General features: G+C 44.1%; 16 protein-coding genes. 14 read left to right on the top strand and 2 right to left on the bottom strand.

Annotation, left to right across the window (positions count from 1 at the left end; all coding sequences use genetic code 11):
- Positions 1 to 39: 39 nt before the first annotated feature.
- On the bottom strand, positions 40 to 1059 hold the full coding sequence (locus Q0307_RS12615; protein WP_298661130.1) for an ATP-grasp domain-containing protein: 1020 nt from the start codon (positions 1057 to 1059) through the stop codon (positions 40 to 42).
- Positions 1060 to 1374: 315 nt separating this feature from the next.
- On the opposite strand from Q0307_RS12615, the gene Q0307_RS12610 reads away from it, so the two are divergent.
- From Q0307_RS12610 to acnB, 13 genes are all read left to right on the top strand, one after another.
- Positions 1375 to 2328 carry a trypsin-like peptidase domain-containing protein gene (locus Q0307_RS12610; RefSeq protein WP_298661129.1) on the top strand — a complete coding sequence of 318 codons (954 nt, stop codon included), beginning with the start codon at positions 1375 to 1377 and terminating at the stop codon, positions 2326 to 2328.
- A 282-nt stretch (positions 2329 to 2610) separates the two neighbouring features.
- The gene (locus tag Q0307_RS12605; protein ID WP_298661127.1) at positions 2611 to 3723 is read left to right on the top strand and encodes a phosphoribosyltransferase domain-containing protein; all 1113 of its coding nucleotides are present in this window, start codon (positions 2611 to 2613) and stop codon (positions 3721 to 3723) included.
- A complete protein-coding gene (locus Q0307_RS12600) occupies positions 3720 to 4460 on the top strand; it encodes a hypothetical protein (RefSeq protein ID WP_298661125.1) in 741 nt (246 codons plus the stop codon). The genes Q0307_RS12605 and Q0307_RS12600 overlap by 4 nt, the downstream gene beginning before the upstream one ends.
- Positions 4447 to 5520, top strand: a complete 1074-nt coding sequence (locus Q0307_RS12595; RefSeq protein WP_298661124.1) for a cysteine protease StiP domain-containing protein — start codon at positions 4447 to 4449, stop codon at positions 5518 to 5520. The genes Q0307_RS12600 and Q0307_RS12595 overlap by 14 nt, the downstream gene beginning before the upstream one ends.
- Entirely contained in the window at positions 5517 to 6461 is a 945-nt protein-coding gene (locus Q0307_RS12590; RefSeq protein WP_298661123.1) for an HpcH/HpaI aldolase/citrate lyase family protein, read from the top strand. The genes Q0307_RS12595 and Q0307_RS12590 overlap by 4 nt, the downstream gene beginning before the upstream one ends.
- 125 nt (positions 6462 to 6586) lie before the next feature.
- The gene (locus tag Q0307_RS12585; protein ID WP_298661122.1) at positions 6587 to 7267 is read left to right on the top strand and encodes a TIGR00153 family protein; all 681 of its coding nucleotides are present in this window, start codon (positions 6587 to 6589) and stop codon (positions 7265 to 7267) included.
- Positions 7268 to 7280: 13 nt separating this feature from the next.
- Positions 7281 to 8549 carry an inorganic phosphate transporter gene (locus tag Q0307_RS12580; RefSeq protein WP_298661121.1) on the top strand — a complete coding sequence of 423 codons (1269 nt, stop codon included), beginning with the start codon at positions 7281 to 7283 and terminating at the stop codon, positions 8547 to 8549.
- Between the two features lie 412 nt (positions 8550 to 8961).
- Positions 8962 to 10161, top strand: coding sequence for a 2-oxoglutarate dehydrogenase complex dihydrolipoyllysine-residue succinyltransferase (gene odhB, locus Q0307_RS12575; RefSeq protein WP_298661119.1), 1200 nt, complete (start codon positions 8962 to 8964; stop codon positions 10159 to 10161).
- Positions 10162 to 10170: 9 nt separating this feature from the next.
- A complete protein-coding gene (gene lpdA / locus Q0307_RS12570; RefSeq protein WP_298661117.1) occupies positions 10171 to 11601 on the top strand; it encodes a dihydrolipoyl dehydrogenase in 1431 nt (476 codons plus the stop codon).
- Positions 11602 to 11704: 103 nt separating this feature from the next.
- Complete coding sequence (gene sucC / locus Q0307_RS12565; protein WP_366936778.1) at positions 11705 to 12880, top strand: ADP-forming succinate--CoA ligase subunit beta; 1176 nt, start codon at positions 11705 to 11707, stop codon at positions 12878 to 12880.
- Positions 12877 to 13743, top strand: coding sequence for a succinate--CoA ligase subunit alpha (gene sucD, locus Q0307_RS12560; RefSeq protein WP_298661115.1), 867 nt, complete (start codon positions 12877 to 12879; stop codon positions 13741 to 13743). Before sucC ends, sucD begins: the two co-directional genes overlap by 4 nt.
- Before the next feature lie 31 nt (positions 13744 to 13774).
- Positions 13775 to 15079 (top strand): citrate synthase, encoded by a 1305-nt coding sequence (locus tag Q0307_RS12555; RefSeq protein WP_298661190.1) that lies wholly within the window; start codon positions 13775 to 13777, stop codon positions 15077 to 15079.
- Between the two features lie 33 nt (positions 15080 to 15112).
- Positions 15113 to 17692 carry a bifunctional aconitate hydratase 2/2-methylisocitrate dehydratase gene (gene acnB / locus Q0307_RS12550; RefSeq protein ID WP_298661113.1) on the top strand — a complete coding sequence of 860 codons (2580 nt, stop codon included), beginning with the start codon at positions 15113 to 15115 and terminating at the stop codon, positions 17690 to 17692.
- Positions 17693 to 17749: 57 nt separating this feature from the next.
- Here acnB and Q0307_RS12545 read toward each other — a convergent pair whose 3' ends face one another.
- Entirely contained in the window at positions 17750 to 21169 is a 3420-nt protein-coding gene (locus Q0307_RS12545; protein WP_298661110.1) for a hypothetical protein, read from the bottom strand.
- Positions 21170 to 21442: 273 nt separating this feature from the next.
- Between Q0307_RS12545 and Q0307_RS12540 the strand changes: the two genes are divergently transcribed.
- The gene (locus tag Q0307_RS12540) at positions 21443 to 22102 is read left to right on the top strand and encodes an Lrp/AsnC ligand binding domain-containing protein (RefSeq protein ID WP_298661108.1); all 660 of its coding nucleotides are present in this window, start codon (positions 21443 to 21445) and stop codon (positions 22100 to 22102) included.
- Positions 22103 to 22133 lie beyond the last annotated feature (31 nt).

Here is a 22133-nt window from a genome sequence, read left to right as displayed (position 1 = left end):
TAAAGCGGTTGTAAAAAATAAATCCGACTTAAAGTTGAGTTAACTGGCAGCCTCTAATAGGACTGGGGCATTCAGTTCAGATACTCGTCTTCCATACTGAATGGGCGGCACAGCTACCACTTCAGACTCTAAGCTTTTCAAAACTAACTCTGCTAGGTTGACGCCAGCCAAGCAGGCCATACCAATGCCACCTGAAGGTCGAGCATTAATTTCTAATAACCTAGGCCCCTGAGCGCCCAATTTAAATTGGATGTTAAAAATACCATTCAACTGAAAATGCAGAGTAAGGCGTTCTACCATACCTTGAATTTCAGCATCATTATCAATTACTTGGCCTAAGCCTTTGGCTAATTTACGGCGCTGGATAGCACAGATTAGCTGACCTTGACGCCCGACACAGTCTACGCTCCATTCGTGACCATTTAAATTTTCCATGATTAATAGCTCGGGAAATACGGGTGTTTTCTCCATGCCAGCTCGGAGTTCGTCTAAAGGAATTTGATATTCAATCCCTTGAAGTAGGTGAGTAATGCTGGCTTGAGTGGTATCCAAAATACGAAAGCCCAAGCCATAAATAGAAACAGCAGGTTTGACACAAAGGCTAGCATGGCGCTGAGAAAGCTCAGCAACTGCTTGATCAAACTCCTCCTTAGTGCGCACACTAATATTCTCCATAGTCAGCGCAACTTCGGGAGGTAGGCTGCGATAAAATACGCCTTTATTATTTAATAGGCCTAAAACTTCTGAAGTAGCCACTACTAATAGTTTAGTACCTATCTGTGCAAATTTTTCTTTATGGTTGCTTAAGTAACGAGCTTCTTTCGCTACCCAAAACAGATCGATTCGCTGTTCTTGGCAAAACTTCAAGCACCAGCCTAAATAGGCTGCACCGACTAATCCACTAGGCTCAACATAAGCTTCGTGAGCTGCGCCTAAAGCAGGAGCATAAGCGTTGGTATGACTAGCAATAATAGTGAGCTGACCTACATCCTTAGCTTGGCGCAGATTATAAAAAATAGAGCTAATACTGGAGAATGTTTTATTGAACCAAATACGCATAATGTGTCCTGCTTGATGTCAATGAATGACGAGTACTTTTTGAGAACTCCAATTTTTAATCAAAACCTAGCTTGAATGCAGCTAAGTTTTCAAACAGCCTTGAGTGAGTGATGAGTTATTTGAAGTAAAGGGTACATGTTTGGTAGTTCGCAAGAAGTTGAGTTGTATGTTTATTGTGATTTATTTAAGCAAATCCTAATACAAGCGTATTTAAGTGAAGTGCCCACCCATTGCTCACGTTAGGCGTAAACTTTATCAAACTCAGTGGCTTCTTGCTATGATCAAATACACTTTATAGTGGTAGGTATAAACATAATGATAAATTTATCAATAGGCGCTAATTTGGCCTTAGAAGGTGACTACTGGTCTTTAAGTTTGCGTTTTAGTCGGCCTATTAAACATGATATTGGAATCGCAGTCTTACCACTAAATGAAGCTAGACAGTTAGTCGTGCCTGCCCAATTAGGTCACCTACCCGATCCAGCTTGGATGACCACCACCCTCGATAATGATGCTTGTGGCTATGGCCTGAGTTTAAAAATAAAGCATTTACCTGCCCCCACTATTGCTAGGTTAGGTGTAGTACTGTATCGCTATGGTGCTTTGGGGCCTTTGGATTTAGGCGGAGATCTTACACTGAGCTTGCCGAATGTGTTTCAGCATAGTTTATCCTTAATGACTGAGACAGCCTCTGCCATGATTGTGGCTGAGTTTTACTTAAGGCAGGGAAAGTGGAAGGTCAGAGCCTTAGCGGAAACGTCTGCTTATGGTTTAGCCGCTTTAGGCCGACGTATGGGACGAGAGATTGATGAGCGCTCCCCATTTCTAGCAGGGGATAATCATCCTGATTCCAGTCGGCAGAACCCTGATACCTGGACAGGTTCAGCCTTCTTAGTTGCCCCGCAAGTATTTATGACCAATGCACATGTAGTCGAGGGAGCCTCGCAGATCCAACTAAGTTCTATGCAAGGTAAAATGCTAGGCGAAGTGATGATCAGTGATAGCACGAATGATCTTGCTTTAGTCCGGGTAAATACCAATCTGCCGCTCATGCCTTTACCATTCCGTCAGACACAAGTGCAATTGGCTGAAGCTATTACAACCTTGGGTTATCCATTAGCTAGCCTTATGGGGAGTGGGGTGCAAGTCACTCAAGGTGTGATTTCGGGTTTATTTGGGGCACATAATGATGTGCGTTTATTGCAGTTTACTGCACCTATCCAACCCGGCTCTAGTGGCAGCCCTTTGCTCGATAGTATGGGGGGGTGATAGGTGTGGTCTCATCTAGCTTTACCAATACGCAGAACATGAATTTTGCAATTCGCGGTGTATTAGCGATAGCTCTACTAGATGCTGCTCAGGTAAACCATAGTAAGGTTGCTGAGAGAGCGCCTGTGTTGACAGCAGCACAAATTGTTACGCAAACACAGCAGGCTATTTGGCGAGTTGAGTGTGCTGCTTAATTATTAGCTAAATTTATAGATAGGCCTGCTATACTTAGCGCAAATTTTAATATTAACCATAGTTTGTTTCCAAAAAATAGGGGAGTTCATGGCTTTAAGTGTGAAATTACAGACTGGCACGCTTACTTTGTCTTTAGCTCCACCTGTGAGTGATTATCAAGCTGATGATTTGTTTGGGTTTGCACAACGTCGTAATCCTAAGCGTGCTTTTTTATTTGTTTCTAAAGTGCTTGGACGGCACATTCCAGTAGCTCCCTCACAGATGCGGGCGGCTATGAATGCTTTGGCTGCACGTATTCCACTTGATTTACCAGGGCCAGTAGTGGTGATCGGCATGGCAGAAACAGCGGTCGCTTTAGGTGCAGGAATACAACAAGCTTTAAGTCGAACACGGAATGACACTTTATATTTGTGTACTACTCGCCATCCTTTGCCCGCTCCTATTTTTTTAGAGTTTCGCGAAGAGCATAGTCATGCTACTCAGCAAGTCTTACATTATCCTCAAGCAGTTTCTCATCAAGAGTTGTTGAAAATGGGACGTTCTTTAGTGCTAGTTGATGATGAGGCTTCAACCGGTAAAACCTTTGCTAATTTAGTCACAGCTTTACAGGAAAAGGGCAAAGATTCTTTTGAGCGGATTATTGTGACTACTTTAACTGATTGGTCAGCTGGGCAGGCGGCTGCCCAATTAGGTGCACGTGCTAGTCAGGCTAGTTTATTAGAGGGACAATGGCATTGGGAAGCGAATCATTCCCCACCACCTGAGATGCCTGCTGTTGATGTAGTTGGCACAGGCTCATGGCAAGCCAATTGTGCATATGATTGGGGGCGTTTGGGTGTACAAACCCATACCCTACCTGAATTGGCTGCACAGTTAGATGTGCAAGCGCATGAGCGTATTTTAGTCTTAGGAACTGGTGAGTTTGTATGGCTCCCCTTTTTATTAGCAGAATCCTTAGAGCAAATAGGTGCACAGGTACATTTCAGTGCAACAACCCGCTCACCAATTGCTTTAGGGCATAGTATTCAGCGTAGTTATGCCTTGCATGATAACTACGGGCAAGGTATCGCAAATTTCTTATATAACGTCGACCCAAGTGCTTATGATCGTATCTTTCTCTGTACCGAAACACCGCCTGCTTTGCTAGATACTAGTTTGGTTGCAAGCCTACAAGCTAAAGTGGTGGAGTTCTATCCATGAAGCCGATTCTTCTCACTGATTTAGATGATACCTTGTTTCAAACAGCTCGCAAGATGTCAACCGCAGAGCCATCGCTATTAGTGGCTAAGGGTGCTGATGGAAAGCCACTTAGTTTCTTTTATCCGTGGCAGCATGAGTTCATCCACTGGGCTTTAGAGCACATGATAGTCATGCCTGTGACTGCAAGGGGGATTAAGTCGTTTCAACGTGTACAAATTCCTTTTCGTCATGGCGCGGTGTGTTTGCATGGTGGGGTCATTTTGACACCTGAAGGTGAGATTGAGCCAGCATGGCATGGCCTTACCCAAGCACTGTTAGCTCCTTATCAAGCACGCCTCCAGCATTTGCTAAAACAAGGTTTAGAGTTAGGTGAGCAAGCAGGTTTAGATTTACGGGGCTGGTTAGAGAGTGTGGAAAACACAGCCGTCTATGCAGTGCTAAAAAGTAATCGACAGGCCTCTGATTTATATCAAGTGAAACAGTTATTATTAGAACAGCTTGATTTAGAAGGTTTTTATTTCCACCAAAATGATAATAATCTAGCATTGATTCCTCTGCCCATTAGCAAGGGACAAGCGGTTGCAGAAGTGCTTAAACGATGCCAAATCAGTTATGGAAGACGACCTGTGTTTGGTATGGGCGATAGCTTGTCTGACTTTGAGTTTATGAGGCAGTGTGATTTTCTAGCGTTTCCGGCGAAAAGTCAGTTAGCAGAGCAATGGCATGACGGATTATAAAGGCTTCTCGGGTTCTTATAACATTGATGATATTCAGTTTTTACTGCGCTTACGTGTTTTAGCTGATACTCCGGTTGAACAGAAAGAGCAGTTGATTCAATCAGGTCAATTGCATTACTCCGAGATGCTAACCTTGGAAAAGCCGCCATCGCCTGAACATATGCAGCTGTTTAGGCAAGCACTCCAAGCCGGCAAGCAACGTTTAGCTTTGGAAGTACAGCAATTAGCTCAAGCTATTCGGGAGCATCGCCCGCAACAGCCTGTCGTATTAGTTAGTTTTGTGCGTGCGGGTGTGCCCTTGGGGGTTTTATTAGTACGTACTTTACGCGCAATGGGCGTGGATGCTTGCCACTATGGCGTCAGTATTATTCGTGATCGAGGTATTGATGCGAGTGCACTAACTTGGATAGAGGCTCGGCATACATTTGAACATCTAGTCTTTTTAGATGGTTGGGTGGGGAAGGGGGCGATTTTTACTCAGCTCACAGCTTCTCTAGCTCAACGCTATCCGCAGCGAGAAATTCCTTTTGTGAGTTTATCTGACCCTACTGGTCGTTCATGGTTAGCTGCTTCAGGTGATGATTGGTTGATTCCCTTCGGTATTCTGGGTTCGACCATTTCTGGCTTAGTCTCACGCTCAATCTGGCCATCAGATGCTGGTTGGCATCAGTGTATGTTCTATCAGCATTTGACTGAGCATGATGTCAGTAAGGAGTTTATTGCAAGCATTGAAGCTGAATATGCCCAATTGCCACCGATTTCCCCATTAGCGTGGACTTCTGAAGTACGTCACAATTTAGCTGGACAAGCCGAAGTAGCCTTACAGCAAGTTATTACAGATTATGCTATTAAAAACCTAAACTTGCTGAAACCTGGTATTGCTGAAGCAACCCGTGCGGTCATGCGTCGCTTACCCGATGCCATATTAGTTCAGTCTTCGCAGGATCCAAACCTTCGTTTATTAAGCTATCTAGCTAAGCAACGAGGTATTGCTCTGAATGTGGTTGGAGACCGCATAGCACCTTATCGCGCTGTCACTATTATAAAAAGAACTATATGAATAACAAACTATCACCTTACCAATTAGGTGCCACTTTATATATGCCAGCAACTCGTTCTGATTTGCTTGAGGTCATATTGGAACAAAAGATTCCTGATTTACGTTCTTTGGTGATTTGTTTAGAAGATGCAATTGCTGAACATGAGGTTGAGGCGGCTTTAGTCAACTTATACGCTTGTTTAGAGGTGCTTTATCATACTGAGCGCCGAGTTAAGCCTTTAGTATTTGTTCGTCCCCGTCATCCGCAAATGGCTTTGAATCTTCTACAAGAAAAGTGTATTTGTGTATTAGATGGTTTGGTTTTACCAAAGTTTGATCATGATTCATTTCCAGATTGGCAACGAGTAATCGAGGCGGCACCTACTAGTTTTTGCTTTATGCCGACTTTGGAAACCGCTCAAATTTTAGATGCTCATGCAGTGCGTGAGTTGCGTTTGCGCTTACAGCAGGCAGGCTTAAAGTCGCGTATTTTGGTGTTGCGTATTGGAGGCAATGATTTATTAGCCTGTTTACAGCTTCGGACGGATCCACAACATACCTTGTATGATGGGCCTTTAGCTTATGTCATAGGGATGTTGATCGCGCAATTCATACCAGCAGGTTTTCGTTTAACGGCTCCTGTCTTTGAAAGCTTTCGTGATCACCAAGTGCTTAAGGCTGAATTTAAGCGAGATTTACTACATGGTTTGGTAGGGAAAACAGTGATTCACCCCAGTCAAATCCCGATTATCCATCAAGCCTTAAAAGTCACTCAGAATGATTATTTAGCGGCAAAAAAAATTTTAACTAACAATGTGCCTGCGGTTTTTCAATTCAATGGCGCTATGTGCGAGCCAAGTACTCACCAAAATTGGGCTAGCCAAGTTCTTGAACGTGCTAAATACTTTGGTTGTCATATGAGCGAAGGAGCAGTGTCGAGTAGCTTGAGTGTTGCACTCTGAATCTATACTCAAATAGATGCGGTAGATGCGGCACACATTTCATATATTCATAAAACTTTCATAAAAGCTTCACAGTGTTCATAATCACTCGCCATTAATCCCACACAGACCCAAGGGTGATCTTTATGGCTATATCCAATTATATGTCAGGCCTATTCGGCCATTCTCCTATCCGCCCCTTACAAGAACACATGCAGAAAGTGTGCACAGGTGTGCAACATCTAATCCCACTGGTGGAGGCTATGAATGCAGGTGATCTTGAACAGGTAAAAGCAGAGCAACAAGCTATCGTACAAGCGGAGCATGAAGCTGATGATATGAAACATGCTTTACGCCATCAGTTACCCAAAGGTTTATTTATGCCTGTGGATCGGCGCGACCTCTTGGATGTGTTGATGATGCAGGATGCGGTTATTAACCAAGCGAAAGACATTGCTGGTTTAGTAGTCGGGCGCAAAATGCAATTACCTGAAAACATGCGTGAGTTGTTTCTTAAATATACAACTCAGACTGTGAAGGCTGTTGAGCAAGCACTGATCGTGATTGGTGAGTTGGATTCCTTAGTAGAAACAGGTTTCCGTGGTTTAGAGGTTGAGCGTGTCGAGGAGATGATTAAGGAATTAGGCCGCATTGAGCAAACCACTGACCGCAAGCAGGTTGAGTTACGCAATATCTTATTTGAGTTAGAAGATAGCTTGCGAGCCACTGATGTCATGTTTACTTATCGTTTAATTGAGTGGACTGGACGGGTTGCGGATGATGCGCAACGCGTAGGTACTCGACTGCAATTAATGCTGGCACGCTAAGGAGTTAAACAAAATGATGGCATGGCTTAGTGATGTTAATACGGTTTATATTTTTTTAGCGGGCGCTTTCGGTATCTTCATGGCTTGGGGAATAGGAGCTAATGATGTAGCCAATGCGATGGCAACCTCTGTTGGATCGCGAGCGCTAACGATTAAACAAGCTTTGATAATTGCAGCAATTTTTGAGTTTGCCGGTGCCTATCTGGCAGGTGGTGAGGTTACCAATACGATCCGTAGCGGCATTGTCTCAGTGGAGGCTTTTGATGATCATCCTGAGTATTTAGTCTGGGGAATGTTGGCTTCTTTATTATCTGCCGGTATCTGGTTAACTGTAGCTTCTTTCCAAGGTTGGCCGGTTTCGACTACTCACAGTATTGTGGGTGCGATTGTAGGTTTTGCTGCAGTGGGTGTTGGCACTGATGCAGTGAGCTGGGGGTCAGTTTTAAATATTGCTACTAGCTGGGTTTTTTCCCCATTCATTGCGGGTGTCTTAGCCTTTTTGGTCTTTACCAGTATTCATAAGCTGGTCTTAGATACTAGAGACCCTCTCAAAAATGCACGTCGTTATGGTCCTTATTATCTATTTGCTGTTGGTTTCATTTTATCTTTAGTGACCGTACAAAAAGGTTTGGCTCATGTTGGGTTGAATATTCCACAAGGTTTAGAAATATTTATAGCTATAGGTGTAGGGGTAGTACTGGCCTTAGTAGGAGCGATCTTAATTAAGAAAGTCGCTATTGATGAGCAAGCTGATAAAACCTTCCATTTTGCTAGTGTAGAGAAAATTTTCGGTGTGTTAATGATCTTTACCGCTTCAGCGATGGCCTTTGCACACGGTTCCAATGATGTGGCGAATGCAGTAGGGCCTATGTCAGCTATTATTAGTATGGTCAATGAAGGCGGACAGTTAGCTGCCAAATCAGCCGTGCCGGGTTGGGTGTTGCTGGTGGGCGCTGTTGGGATTGTATTGGGCTTGGCAACTTTTGGCTATCAAGTGATGATGACTGTTGGCAAGAAAATTACTGAATTAACCCCTACACGTGGTTTTTCAGCTGAGTTTGCAACCGCCTCAACAGTCGTAGTGGCTTCTTATACTGGTTTGCCAATTTCTACCACACACACTTTGGTCGGTGCTATCTTAGGAGTTGGCTTCGCACGTGGGATTGCAGCGATTGACATGCGCATCGTCGGTAATATTTTTATGTCGTGGGTTGTTACTTTGCCAGCAGGCGCTATACTATCCATACTCTTTTTCTTCATGTTGAAAGGGATGTTTAGTTAAGTACTTCATCAACTGAATTTATGGGTTTTTAGCCTACTCTTTCAACCATCAAGCTTACTCTCTACTTGTTTATGTAGAGAGTAGTTTGCTTATCCTCAACTAAATCCTCGTTTCCTCTAAAGTAAATCCCCATTCTCGCTGCTTTTTAGCAAATCCTGTTGTTTTGTCGACAATAAAAGCCTGTTTGATTTGACAGTGTTAAGTTCGGGCGTATAATGTCGACAATCTTCTTGTGAGGGCTGGTTTTAGGAGTCAGTCATCGAATCTAAATCTAGATTTTTCTGTGACTACCTTACCGTGAACATGTTTGCTAATTCATGGACAGAATGCTCTAAAAACAGTCACTATCATTACCAGATGGTTTATCAAAACCACATAACCGCCAAACGAACCGATAGAGGATGAGGACAGGATGAGTAGTGAAATTTTAACCCCAGTATTGCCTGAGTCTGTTGCTGATGCGACCGTTGTTACCTGGCACAAAAAAGTGGGTGATGCGGTTAAGCTAGACGAAGTTCTGGTTGAGGTTGAAACGGATAAGGTTGTATTAGAAGTTCCTGCTGCAGTAGCGGGTGTTTTAGCTGAAATTACCCAACCTGAAGGTTCAACAGTTACTAGCGGTCAGCTCTTAGGTAAAATTGAAGCGGGTGCTGCCGCTACTCCATCTGCTCCTGCTCCTGAGGCGGCCGTACCACAAGCCGCTGCACCTGCCGCTGCTGAAGCTAAAGCTGGCCCTGCAGCACGTAAAGCTATGGATGAGGCCGGGGTTAATCGCTCTGATATCAATGGCTCTGGCAAAGACGGCCGTATTCTGAAAGAAGATGTCCCTGCTGCCAAACCAGCCGCACCAGCGCCGGCCGCTGCGGCTCCAGCACCTACTGCACCAAAAGCGCCAGTTGTTTCAACGGGTGATCGTGCAGAGAATCGTGTTGCCATGACTCGTCTGCGTGCACGTATTGCTGAGCGTTTATTAGAAGCGAAGCAATCAACTGCTATGTTGACGACTTTCAATGAAATCGACATGCAGCCCATCATGGATATTCGTAACGAATACAAAGATGCTTTCGAGAAGAAACATGGCGCTCGTTTAGGCTTCATGTCGATTTTCGTTAAAGCAGCAACCATTGCTTTACAACGCTTCCCTGAAATCAATGCGTTCATTGATGGCAATGATGTGGTTTATCACAACTACTGTGACGTAGGGATTGCAGTTTCTTCTGAGCGTGGCTTAGTCGTTCCGGTTTTACGTAGCGCCGAACACCTTGGCCTTGCTGATATTGAAACCAGTATCGTCAATTTCGCAAAGAAAGCGAAGGCTGGCAAATTAGACATGTCTGACTTATCAGGCGGTACTTTCACGATTACCAACGGGGGCGTTTTTGGGTCGCTAATGTCAACCCCAATTCTTAACCCTCCTCAAAGCGCGATCTTGGGGATGCATGCGACTCAAAAACGTCCTGTCGTTGTCAATGATGAAATTGTGATTCGCCCGATGATGTATGTCGCCTTGTCTTATGACCATCGGATTGTAGACGGTCAGGGGGCGGTAACTTTCCTCAAGACCATTAAAGAATTGGTAGAAAATCCAGTTCGTATCGTACTGGACGTGTGAGATTAAGGCATGAGTGATTTTGACGTTGTTGTCATTGGTGGTGGCCCCGGCGGTTATGTCGCCGCTATCCGTTGTGCGCAATTGGGTTTAAAAACCGCTTGCGTCGAAGAGTGGATTAATAAACAAGGTAAACCCGCTTTAGGTGGTACTTGTTTAAACGTAGGCTGTATTCCTTCTAAAGCGCTGCTGGAAAGCTCTGAGCGCTATGAAGAAATTGCTCATTACAATGCCGATCATGGAATTACAGTAGACGGTCTGAAAATTGACGTTCCACAAATGATTGCGCGCAAAGATAAAATCGTGCAGCAATTAACCGGTGGCATTGCACAGTTATTTCAAGCCAATGGAATTACTTGGTTACAAGGTCGCGGTAAATTACTGGCGGGTAATCAAGTACAAGTCACTGCGCAAGATGGTACGGTTGCTACGCATGCTGGTAAAAATATCATTATTGCGACGGGTTCAACTTCGATTGAGCTACCCATTGCTAAATGGTTAGATGAGCGCATTGTTGATTCCACGGGTGCTCTTGACTGGGAAACAGTACCAAAGCGTTTAGGTGTGATTGGTGCTGGTGTCATTGGCTTAGAAATGGGCAGTGTTTGGCGGCGTTTAGGCTCAGAAGTAGTCGTGCTTGAAGCACTCGATGACTTCTTAGCGGTTGCTGATCGTGATGTCTCTAAAGCTGCTGCGCTGCAGTTCAAAAAGCAAGGCTTGGATATTCGCTTAAGCTCTAAAGTCGCTGCCGTTGAAGTCGGTGAAAGCGGTTTAATGGTCACTTACAACGACAAAAATGGCGAACAGAAAATTGAAGTCGATCGCTTAATTGTTGCAGTAGGTCGTAAAGCCAATACTCGTGATATTGCTGATGCAGCAATCGGCTTACAAATAGATGAGCGCGGTCGTGTGGTCGTAGATGGTCATCTCAAAACCAATCTACCGAATGTGTATGCAATTGGTGACTGCGTACAAGGCCCCATGTTGGCACATAAGGCTTCAGAAGAAGGTGTAGTGGTTGCAGAGCAGATCGTGGGTCAAAAGCCTCATCTGGACTACAACAATATTCCTTGGATTATTTATACCCATCCCGAAATTGCATGGGTTGGAAAAACTGAGGCTGAGCTGAAAGCAGCAGGTGTTGAATATCGTACGGGTAGCTTCTCATTCGCAGCGAATGGCCGTGCGAAAGCCATGAGTCAAGATGCTGGGATCGTGAAAGTATTAGCGGATGCTGAGACTGATCGTCTCCTTGGTGTGCACATGGTAGGACCAATGGTTTCTGAGTTAATTGGTCAAGCTGTGATTGCCATGGAATGTGAAAGCTCAGCAGAAGATGTGGCACGGATGGTCTTTGGACATCCCACCCTGTCTGAGTCCGTGCATGAAGCTATGTTGTCTGTCGATGGACGCGCATTGCACGCAGTTAACCGCAAGCGTTAATTGCATATACTAAAAAACACTACACGCCACGCCTTGTTTACAAGAGTCGTGGCGTTTGTGCGAACAAAACCTACTGTTAAAAGTGGGTTAGCAACTAAAGGAAATCAGGATGAATTTACACGAGTATCAAGCCAAGGCAGTGTTCCGCCAATATGGCCTGCCTGTGCCAAATAGCAAGGTAGCCACTAGTGCTGCTGAAGCTGAAGAAGCCGCTAAATCCTTAAGCACTCCTAAAGTCGTTGTCAAGGCACAAGTACATGCCGGTGGCCGTGGCAAAGCAGGTGGTGTTAAGTTATTTGATAACCCCGCTGAAGCAGGCAAGTTTGCTGGCTCTTTACTCGGCACCAACTTGGTGACTTTCCAAACCGATGCTAACGGTCAACCTATCAACACGATTCTGGTTGAAGAAACCTGCAATATTGATCGTGAATTATATTTAGGGGCAGTCTTAGATCGTGCTAGCCGTCGTGTTGTCATTATGGCTTCGACTGAAGGCGGTATGGAAATCGAGAAAGTTGCCCACGAGACTCCTGAAAAAATCCTGAAAACTGCCATTGACCCGATTGCCGGTGTGATGCCTTATCAAGGCCGTGAATTGGCTTTCGGTTTAGGTTTAAAAGGCGACCAAATTAATCAGTTTACTAAGCTGTTAGTGGGCTTAGGCAAAATGTTTAAAGAAAAAGATTTGTCTTTATTAGAAATCAATCCCTTGGTAGTGACTAAAGAAGGCAATCTACTGTGCTTAGACGGTAAAGTGAATGTGGATAGCAACGCTTTATATCGTCAACCTGACCTAGTCGCGATGCGCGATAAGTCTCAAGAAGATGCGCGTGAAATCGAAGCCTCTGAGTGGGATCTGAACTACGTAGCTCTGGAAGGTAATATCGGCTGCTTAGTAAACGGCGCTGGTTTGGCGATGGCAACGATGGATATTATCAAATTGTCCGGTGGACAGCCTGCCAACTTCTTAGATGTTGGTGGTGGTGCAACCGCTGAGCGCGTAGCGGCTGCTTTCAAGATCATCCTCTCGGATAGTTCAGTTCAAGGCATTCTGGTTAATATCTTTGGTGGTATCGTTCGTTGCGACTTGATTGCTGAAGGTATTATTCAAGCGGTACAAAAAGTGAATGTGACCGTTCCTGTTGTCGTGCGTTTAGAAGGGAACAATGCTGAAAAAGGTGCGGAACTACTGAATAACAGTGGTTTAGCGGTGATTGCTGCCAATGACCTTGGCGATGCTGCTCGTAAAATCGTTGCTGCTGTAGGAGGTGCTGCATGAGCGTACTGATTAATAAAGATACTAAAGTTTTATGCCAAGGCTTCACCGGTAAGCAAGGTACTTTCCACTCTGAGCAAGCCATTGCTTACGGCACCAAAATGGTTGGTGGTACTTCTCCAGGTAAAGGGGGGGCTACCCACTTAGGTTTACCTGTTTTCAATACGATGAAAGAAGCGGTACGTGATACGGGTGCGGATGCCTCGGTGATCTATGTTCCAGCGCCTTTCTGTAAAGACTCCATCATTGAAGCGGCTGAATCAGGCGTAAAACTGATCGTTTGTATCACTGAAGGCATTCCAGCGCTGGACATGCTTGAAGCTAAAATGATCGTGGACAGCCTCGGTGTCCGGTTAGTCGGCCCGAACTGCCCCGGTGTAATCACTCCGGGTGAGTGCAAAATTGGTATTATGCCCGGCCATATTCACAAGCCGGGTAAGATTGGCATTGTGTCTCGTTCGGGTACCTTGACCTATGAAGCTGTCAAGCAAACCAATGAGTGGGGTCAAAGTACTTGTATCGGTATCGGTGGCGACCCTATTCCGGGCACTAGCTTTATTGATGCACTCAAATTGTTCCAAGCAGATCCACAAACTGAAGCCATTTTGATGTGTGGCGAAATCGGTGGTTCTGCTGAGGAAGAAGCTGCAGCCTTTATTAAAGAATACGTGACTAAACCGGTTGCTGCGTATATCGCTGGTGTGACTGCACCAAAAGGTAAACGTATGGGTCATGCTGGCGCGATTATTGCGGGCGGCAAGGGCACTGCCAATGAGAAGTTTGCAGCCCTTGAAGCTGCTGGTGTCATTACCGTGAAATCTCCAGCAGAGTTGGGCAAAGGTATTGCTACCGCTCTGAGCAAATAATCCCGAACCACCCGATACTTGGAGTACCATGATGACCAAACATACCGTTACACTGACTGACAACTTGACGGGTAAGCAAGTCGAGCTGGATGTATTGAGTCCAACTATGGGAACCAAAACCATAGATATTCGCAAGCTGACCAAAGAGCTGAACCTGTTTACTTATGACCCAGGTTATCTGGCAACTGCAAGTTGTTCGAGTGCGATTACTTATCTTGATGGCGATAAGGGTGAGCTGCTGTATCGCGGCTACCCCATTGAGCAATTAGCTGAGCAAAGCACTTTCTTAGAAGTGTGCTATTTGCTGTTGAAAGGTGAACTGCCTACCCAAGCTGAAAAAGAAGATTTTGAACACATCATCACGCGTCACTCGATGCTGCATGATCAAATGCAAGGCTTCTATCGTGGTTTCCGGCGTGATGCGCATCCGATGGCGACCATGGTCGGCGTCGTGGGTGCGCTGTCAGCGTTCTATCATGAAGATTTAAATATTCATGATCCGGTTCAACGTGAGCGTTGTGCGCATCGTTTAATCGCGAAGATGCCAACGATTGCAGCGTGGAGCTTCCGTTATTCACGTGGTTTACCTTTTATGTATCCGCTGAATAAATTAGGTTATGCAGACAATTTCTTGCGCATGATGTTTGCAGTACCTACTGAGGAATATGAAGTTGATCCATTATTTGCTAAAGCACTGGATGTTATTTTAATCCTGCATGCTGATCATGAGCAAAACGCTTCGACTTCAACGGTACGTCTAGCTGGTAGCTCAGAAGCCAACCCTTATGCAGCGACGGCAGCGGGCATTGCTTCTCTGTGGGGGCCTGCACACGGTGGTGCGAATGAGGCTGTTATCAATATGCTGCGTGAGATCGAAAAATCTGATCAACCGCTGTCACATTGGGTGGCTCGTGCTAAAGATAAGAACGATCGTTTCCGTTTAATGGGCTTTGGTCATCGTGTTTACAAAAACTATGACCCACGTGCCAAGATTATCCGTAAGTTAGCTAATGAAATTCTGGATAAATTGCCACCGGGTAATCCAAACCAGAAGTTGTTCGATATCGCTCGCGAATTAGAGCAAATTGCTTTGAGTGATGAGTTCTTCAAAGAGCGTGGTTTATATCCAAACGTGGATTTCTACTCAGGGGTTATCTTCCTGAGCATGGGGATTCCAGTCACGATGTTTACGGTGATGTTTGCGTTAGCGCGTACCGTAGGCTGGATTTCTCAGTGGAATGAAATGATGGGTGACGAAGAATCACGTATCGGCCGTCCACGTCAATTGTATATCGGTTCGCCACGTCGCGATTACGTGCCTGTAGCTAAACGGTAATTCAAAGAATTGTGTTTGAGGAGATAATGTCTCATGTTGGAAGCCTATCGTAACCATGTGCAAGAGCGCGCTGCTGAGGGTGTCCCACCTAAAGCCTTAGACGCTGCACAAACTGCAGCTTTAGTGGAGCTGTTAAAGAATCCTCCGGCAGGTGAAGAAGCCTTCTTGGTTGATTTAATTGAAAATCGTGTTCCAGCGGGTGTTGACGAAGCTGCTTATGTGAAAGCGGCTTATTTAGCAGATCTTGCCAGTGGCAAAGCTCAATCTACGCTGATCAGTGCAGAGCGTGCTGTTGAGCTGTTAGGTACTATGCTGGGTGGTTACAATGTTCAGCCTTTAATCGCTGCTTTAGATAATCCAGCGACTGCTGAGGCAGCGGCCAAAGCCTTGTCGCATACCTTATTAATGTTCGATGCCTTCCATGATGTCGCTGATAAAGCTAAAGCAGGTAATGCCTCTGCGCAGAAAGTCATGGACTCTTGGGCAGCCGGTGAGTGGTTTACTTCACGCCCTGAATTGGCTGAAAAGATCACAGTTACCGTGTTCAAAGTACCAGGCGAAACCAATACTGACGACTTATCTCCAGCTCCCGATGCGTGGTCACGTCCTGACATTCCTTTGCATGCGAATGCGATGCTGAAAATGGCACGGGATGGGATTGAGCCAGCTAACAATGGTTCAGTTGGTCCCTTAAAGCAAATCGAAGCGGTTAAAGCCAAAGGTTTCCCCGTTGCTTACGTCGGTGACGTAGTGGGTACGGGGTCTTCCCGTAAGTCGGCAACCAACTCGGTATTGTGGTTCTTCGGTGAGGATATGCCGGGGATTCCGAATAAGCGTACTGGCGGCTATTGCTTTGGTAGCAAAATTGCACCTATTTTCTTCAACACTATGGAAGATGCAGGCGCTCTGCCCATCGAAATGGATGTTGCTAAAATGGAAATGGGCGATGTGATTGACGTTTATCCTTACCAAGGCGTGGTTAAGCGTCATGGCACGGATGAAGTCATTTCTACTTTCAGCTTGAAAACCCCAGTACTGTTGGATGAAGTGCGTGCCGGTGGCCGTATTAATCTGATCGTAGGTCGTGGTTTAACCAATAAAGCCCGTGAAGCTTTAGGTTTAGGCGCGTCTGATCTGTTCCGTTCTCCCGAGCAACCTGCGGATACGGGCAAGGGTTATACCTTAGCGCAGAAAATGGTCGGTAAAGCTTGTGGTGTTACAGGTATTCGCCCTGGTGCTTATTGTGAACCAAAGATGACGACGGTGGGTTCACAAGATACCACTGGCCCGATGACACGTGACGAACTGAAAGACTTGGCTTGCTTAGGTTTCTCCGCCGATTTAGTCATGCAATCCTTCTGTCATACAGCAGCTTATCCAAAGCCCGTTGACGTGGTTACTCATCACACTCTGCCAGATTTCATCATGACACGTGGTGGTGTTTCTTTACGCCCCGGTGATGGTGTTATTCACTCTTGGTTGAACCGTATGCTGTTGCCCGATACGGTGGGTACAGGTGGTGACTCGCATACTCGTTTCCCGATTGGTATTTCTTTCCCAGCAGGTTCTGGTCTGGTGGCATTCGCCGCTGCGACGGGTGTTATGCCACTGGATATGCCTGAGTCTGTGCTAATTCGTTTCAAAGGTGAGCGCCAACCGGGCATCACTTTACGCGACTTAGTCCATGCGATTCCTTACTATGCGATTCAAGCAGGCTTATTGACCGTTGAAAAGAAAGGTAAGAAAAACGTCTTCAATGGTCGTATCTTAGAAATTGAAGGTTTGGATACTTTAACGGTAGAACAGGCTTTTGAATTATCGGATGCTTCTGCTGAGCGTTCGGCTGCCGGTTGTACCATCACGCTGTCTGAAGATTCAGTGGCTGAATACTTACGCTCCAATATCGTTATGTTGAAGTGGATGCTCTCTGAAGGTTATGGTGATGAGCGTACTATCAATCGTCGTATTAAAGGCATGGAAGAATGGTTAGCCAATCCAAGCTTAATGCGTGCGGATGCAGATGCTGAATACGCTGCTGTAATTGAAATCGACATGTCTGAAATTAAAGAGCCTATTCTGTGTGCCCCGAATGACCCAGACGATGCACGTTTATTGTCAACAGTTCAAGGCGATGCGATTCAAGAGGTCTTCATTGGCTCTTGTATGACTAATATCGGTCACTTCCGCGCGGCTGGTAAACTCTTGAACAAAGTGGATGGTATTCCAACCCGTTTATGGGTTGCTCCACCGACGAAGATGGATGAGCATCAGTTGATGGAAGAAGGCTACTACAACATCTATGGCCGTGCGGGTGCACGTACCGAGATGCCGGGCTGTTCATTGTGCATGGGTAACCAAGCACGTATCGCCCCAGGTAGCACGGCTGTTTCGACTTCAACGCGTAACTTCCCGAACCGTTTAGGGACTGGCTCCAATGTTTACTTGGCTTCTGCTGAGTTAGCATCCGTAGCTGCGATCATGGGCAAGTTACCAACGGTTGCTGAGTACATGGAATACGCGAAGACTATCGATAGCATGGCTTCCGATATCTACCGTTACCTGAACTTTGATCAAATGCCAGAGTATGTGAAAGCGGCGGACAAAGCAGCTTAAGCGATAGCTCTAAACCTTGATTAAGAAGAAGCCCCGCATTGCGGGGCTTTTTTATTTTTACTTGGTACGTTGAATTGTATTTAGAATTGCCGTGCCAATATCACTAACTCGCTTTGGTTCGTCTGTGTGTAATACACCAGCATTCTCATGAATATAAGTGACAATATCTCTAGGGTTAGAGTTTCCTAAAACCTTAGATAAATGTTGACTGTCAGAATCTACAATTCCATCTCCTTGCAGACTTGCAGGTGTTTCAGGGTTGAGCAATTCTTCATTAAGCCAAGTAGCTAGATCGGGTGACCAAAATTTAAGTAGCGAGAATAGGTTATGATCCTTAGTAAGATCACCAAGCTCTTGGCCACTATACACTATTTCAGTGTATTTTATATAAGTTGGTAAGTTAGATATCTCTCTTTTCATTGTTGCGATATTATTAGATAAGTCCTCTAGGAAGCAGACACTAGGTGTTTCTAACAACTCTTTGACTTCTTTGACACGCTGTCCCAGAAAAGTACTAATAGCAGCAGCAGTAATAGTGTTTCCCTTTAACACATTTAAAACGTCGGATTTCCCACATAGCCTTCCAAAACGACTTCCTGAGTGAGGTGTACCAATAGTTACTAAGCCAGCTACTTTTCCCCTTAGATCATCACTTTCTGTTTGTAAAAACCTAGTAGCAGCCAAACCGCCTCTGCTATGTCCGACCAATATAATTTTTGAACGATTCGCAGTTTCTGGTGCAATAGCTGCAATAGCCGCTCCAACTTCTTTACCTAAGTCTGTGAATGTTGAATAATCACCATTACAGCCTTCTTCTTTTGGAGCTGTACATGTTGCTCCATTTGCAGTTTTTTGACTATCGTTAGATCCAAATTTTAGTACATAACAACCAGTGTTATTTAATAAACTTTGAGTGCCTGCGATATTTTTTGCTGTTATGGATTTGTCAGTTACTTGCCCGTTATAGATAATCTTACAATTATTAACACCAGATTTCCCTGAAAAATGGTAATTAACGAAATCTTGCCATGTACTTGGGCTGCTGTTTAATCCATGAAGTAATAATATATTTTTTGGAGTAAAGTAGAGATATACACCATCATCCTTGTTGAGTCGACCGTAAGCCTTTATTTGACAGTCTTTTTGATCGGAGTTAACACTTAAAGTACCTGACTGCATCGAGTTGACATTTGGACGTGAGGATATTGCTATCGAATGGTCTTTGTTATCAGCACAAATGGCTCGAATTGCAGTTTCATATGTTCCAGTATTCACCCCAGAGACGAACGACCAATATACATTCAAACAAGCAGGGTCTTGATCTGTCGATTTCATAATGGAAAGAGTTATATTATTAGCAGTTTTTGTACTCAAAGTATCAAAAGAGGTAGTGCATGATGGTTTATTTGGTTCAGCTTTTTGTTGTGCATCTTTTGGGGTCCAAATATTCGATACTGATAGTTTTATTGCTTTGGAATAAGAGTTAGTTTGAGTGGTTGTTGAGTCAAATAAACCATCTGCGTTTATGTAAACTCCAGATTTCCAGCGGTTATTTAATCTAAAATAACCATTTCCTGCGTCTTCTTTCATCCACACAGCACTCATCCATGTATCTTCAATTCTACTGCTTTGCAAGATGTCGTGTTGAATATTGATACAATAGTTAGTCAGCCACTTTTCACAAATGCGATATCCTCCAGTACCATAGACCTCATCTTTTATAAATATCCATTCTGATTCACCGTCTATAGTGAGTTTCAGATTAGCTTCATTAAAAAGATTAATTCCAGTATTAGTACTAACTTCTTTCACGACCCACTGGGCAGACAACCAGCCAGGTAAGATGCTACCAACAGTAACTGTAGCGTTTTCATGGTGAATATATAAGTTTGTGAGAGCTACATTGCGTATCCGAGTATGACCATCATATGCTTCAAGCACCCATTGAGCATAGGTTGATGCTGTTGTACTGATAGGACTACTCTGCAAAGTACTACCACTAATATTTAGACAGTAGTTAGGTTGATTTTTCTCACAAATGGTGTGATAGCCAGTCGGTTGCTGAGCCAATAACCAATCAGTATTACCATTCAAACTAATCAGTGAGTTTTTCCAACGATTGGTAAATTGTACCGTTTTGCCATTTAATGATGATGAGTCAACTTTATTTTTGATAGTTGAGGTAAATGTGCGAGTCAAAACTGACGAAGTGGTTGAACGATATGTAGCGGTGAAAGTAACATTTTGATCAGTTGTCACAGCATTTGTTGTAACTTTACCATTGCTATCAATCGTTGCAAGGTTAGTATTGTTACTTGCCCATTGACTAGTACTCGTAACATTAGAGCTTGTACCATTAGAAAGGGTGGCAGTAGCAGTACAATTGGCAGTACTGGATTCATCAATGGAGGGTGGGCAAGTAATAGTAAGCGCCGTTGGAAGAACAGGAATATCTTTTATTGTTACGACTTGCTCAGCCGCTTTGGTAACTCCACCATAAGAATAACTGGCTTTGACAAATACTCCACTATCTCCAATGACATCTACAGCCGTTAATAAACCACCTGTAGGGGTAATAGTGGTATAAGAGGCATTTTCTGACCAAGTACTAGAAGTAGTAACCTCTCTTTCTGTGCCATCAATTTTTGCATAGCTTCTGCATTGAATACTGCTATTTTCATTAAATGAGCTAGGGCAAGAAACTCTAAATTCACGCAACCCAGAAATACTATCATCTTTAACAGTAGTATTTCCCAGACCTGTCATTGTTACCCCGTTATAGGTGTACCTTCCCGTTACTGTTACAAAAGTATCCGCCGATACTTGCGATGCAGTGATGACGCCAGAAGAGGAAATAGAAGCGGCTCTATCTACTGTCCAGTTACTTACAGAGGAAGTAACAGTTTGACTTGAAGCGTCAGAAAAATCAGCTATAGCAGAGCAAGAGCCAGTAGCCCCTTCAACAATAGTACTAGGGCAGGTTAAACGAACTTTTGAAAGTGTCTTGACAGGTTGAGAGCTAACAAGATTCGTAATACTTAAAGCTAGCCCGTGTTTACGTTGGGTAGAAGTACAACCAGAAACGGCTGAGGAGTTGGTAACAGTAACTTCTATTTTTCCATCAGCACCCCATTTTTCTAAGTTTGCTTGGGGCAACGTAAAGTTTTTTGTGAGATTGGTAGTACAAGTAGCTGCTCCACCTGTAGCTTTACCAATGTATGTACCCTCAATGTATAAATTTGCATATTCATCAGCAGCATCAAAGTCACCAGTAAGCTCTATTTTTATATAGCCCCCAGATGCGACTTTTTGATTTGACGGAAGATTAAAGGTATGAGTCGTACTTGCTGAGCCAGTACTCGCAAAGTATTGAATAAGTGTCGTATATAGCGGAGCAGCTAGTACAGAGCCACACAGTAAACACAAACTGATGAAGCTAAACCAATAGCTTCCTATCTTTTTATTTAGCCTAAACATTTTATCTCTCCTTGCCTCTTAGAACCCTAAAAAACAAGCCTGCGATAACACTATTTATGAATCAACTAAGGCTAAAAGAATGGTTTTAGCTGGTTTTGCATATCGCAATGTACAAAAAATGACTACTTAGGTACGAAATAATAATTCTAGGCTTTTACTGTGCAATTTTCGGTACAACTCTTTTGATGTGTGAATTAGTTACTGTACAAAAAGCATTCAAAAATGGTACGAAATGAGGGTTGCGTGTACAGATTTTTAGGGGAGGAAACCGCTATGAGCAGCAAAAAAGAAGTCATTCGGGCAAAAAACATAGAGTACTTGATAGACACCGAGTTCAAAGGTGATACAAAAGCCTTTGCTGAACACGTCGATTTTGAAATTGGTACCATACAAAAGTTTTTGAACCCTAGTTCCGCACGCCCTTGCAACGACCGTGCAGCAAGAAAAATAGAAAAACAAATGGCAATGAGGGAGTTTGCCATTGACTCACCCTTACAACAGCAAAAAGAAGTGTACTATGTAGAAGTCTACACTAATGGCAAGTATACCTATGAGACGGTTTCAGCTCTTCGTGAAGAAAAATATGTACAAGAATGTTCTGCGGTACTAGGTGATTTTGATATTTTTCTAAAAATAGAGGTAGAACATTACCATCTGCTAGATATGCTTTTAGCACGAATTGCCAGGTTCCCCGGTGTGAAACGAACCAAAACCTTTATCACTTTGGGTGCTCTACGCTGGCATAGAAAGCAAGAAGAAAACTTGAACATTCCTCAGAAAAACAAGTATTTATACTTTAATAATGGAATAGAGGAGTTTGTTTTCAACAAGGTCAATCATTTTCTTAATTCTATTAAGGAGTTAGAGCGTGGCGAAATTGTTATAAAAGACACTGATAGTGTAAAAATAGAGGTCATGCACCAGAAGAGTTGAAAAACATCTGATTAATGAATTCGCCAATGAC

The sequence above is a fragment of the uncultured Thiothrix sp. genome, from assembly GCF_937873765.1.
Classification (GTDB): Bacteria; Pseudomonadota; Gammaproteobacteria; order Thiotrichales; family Thiotrichaceae; genus Thiolinea.
This window is presented reverse-complemented; position numbering and strand designations above follow the sequence as displayed.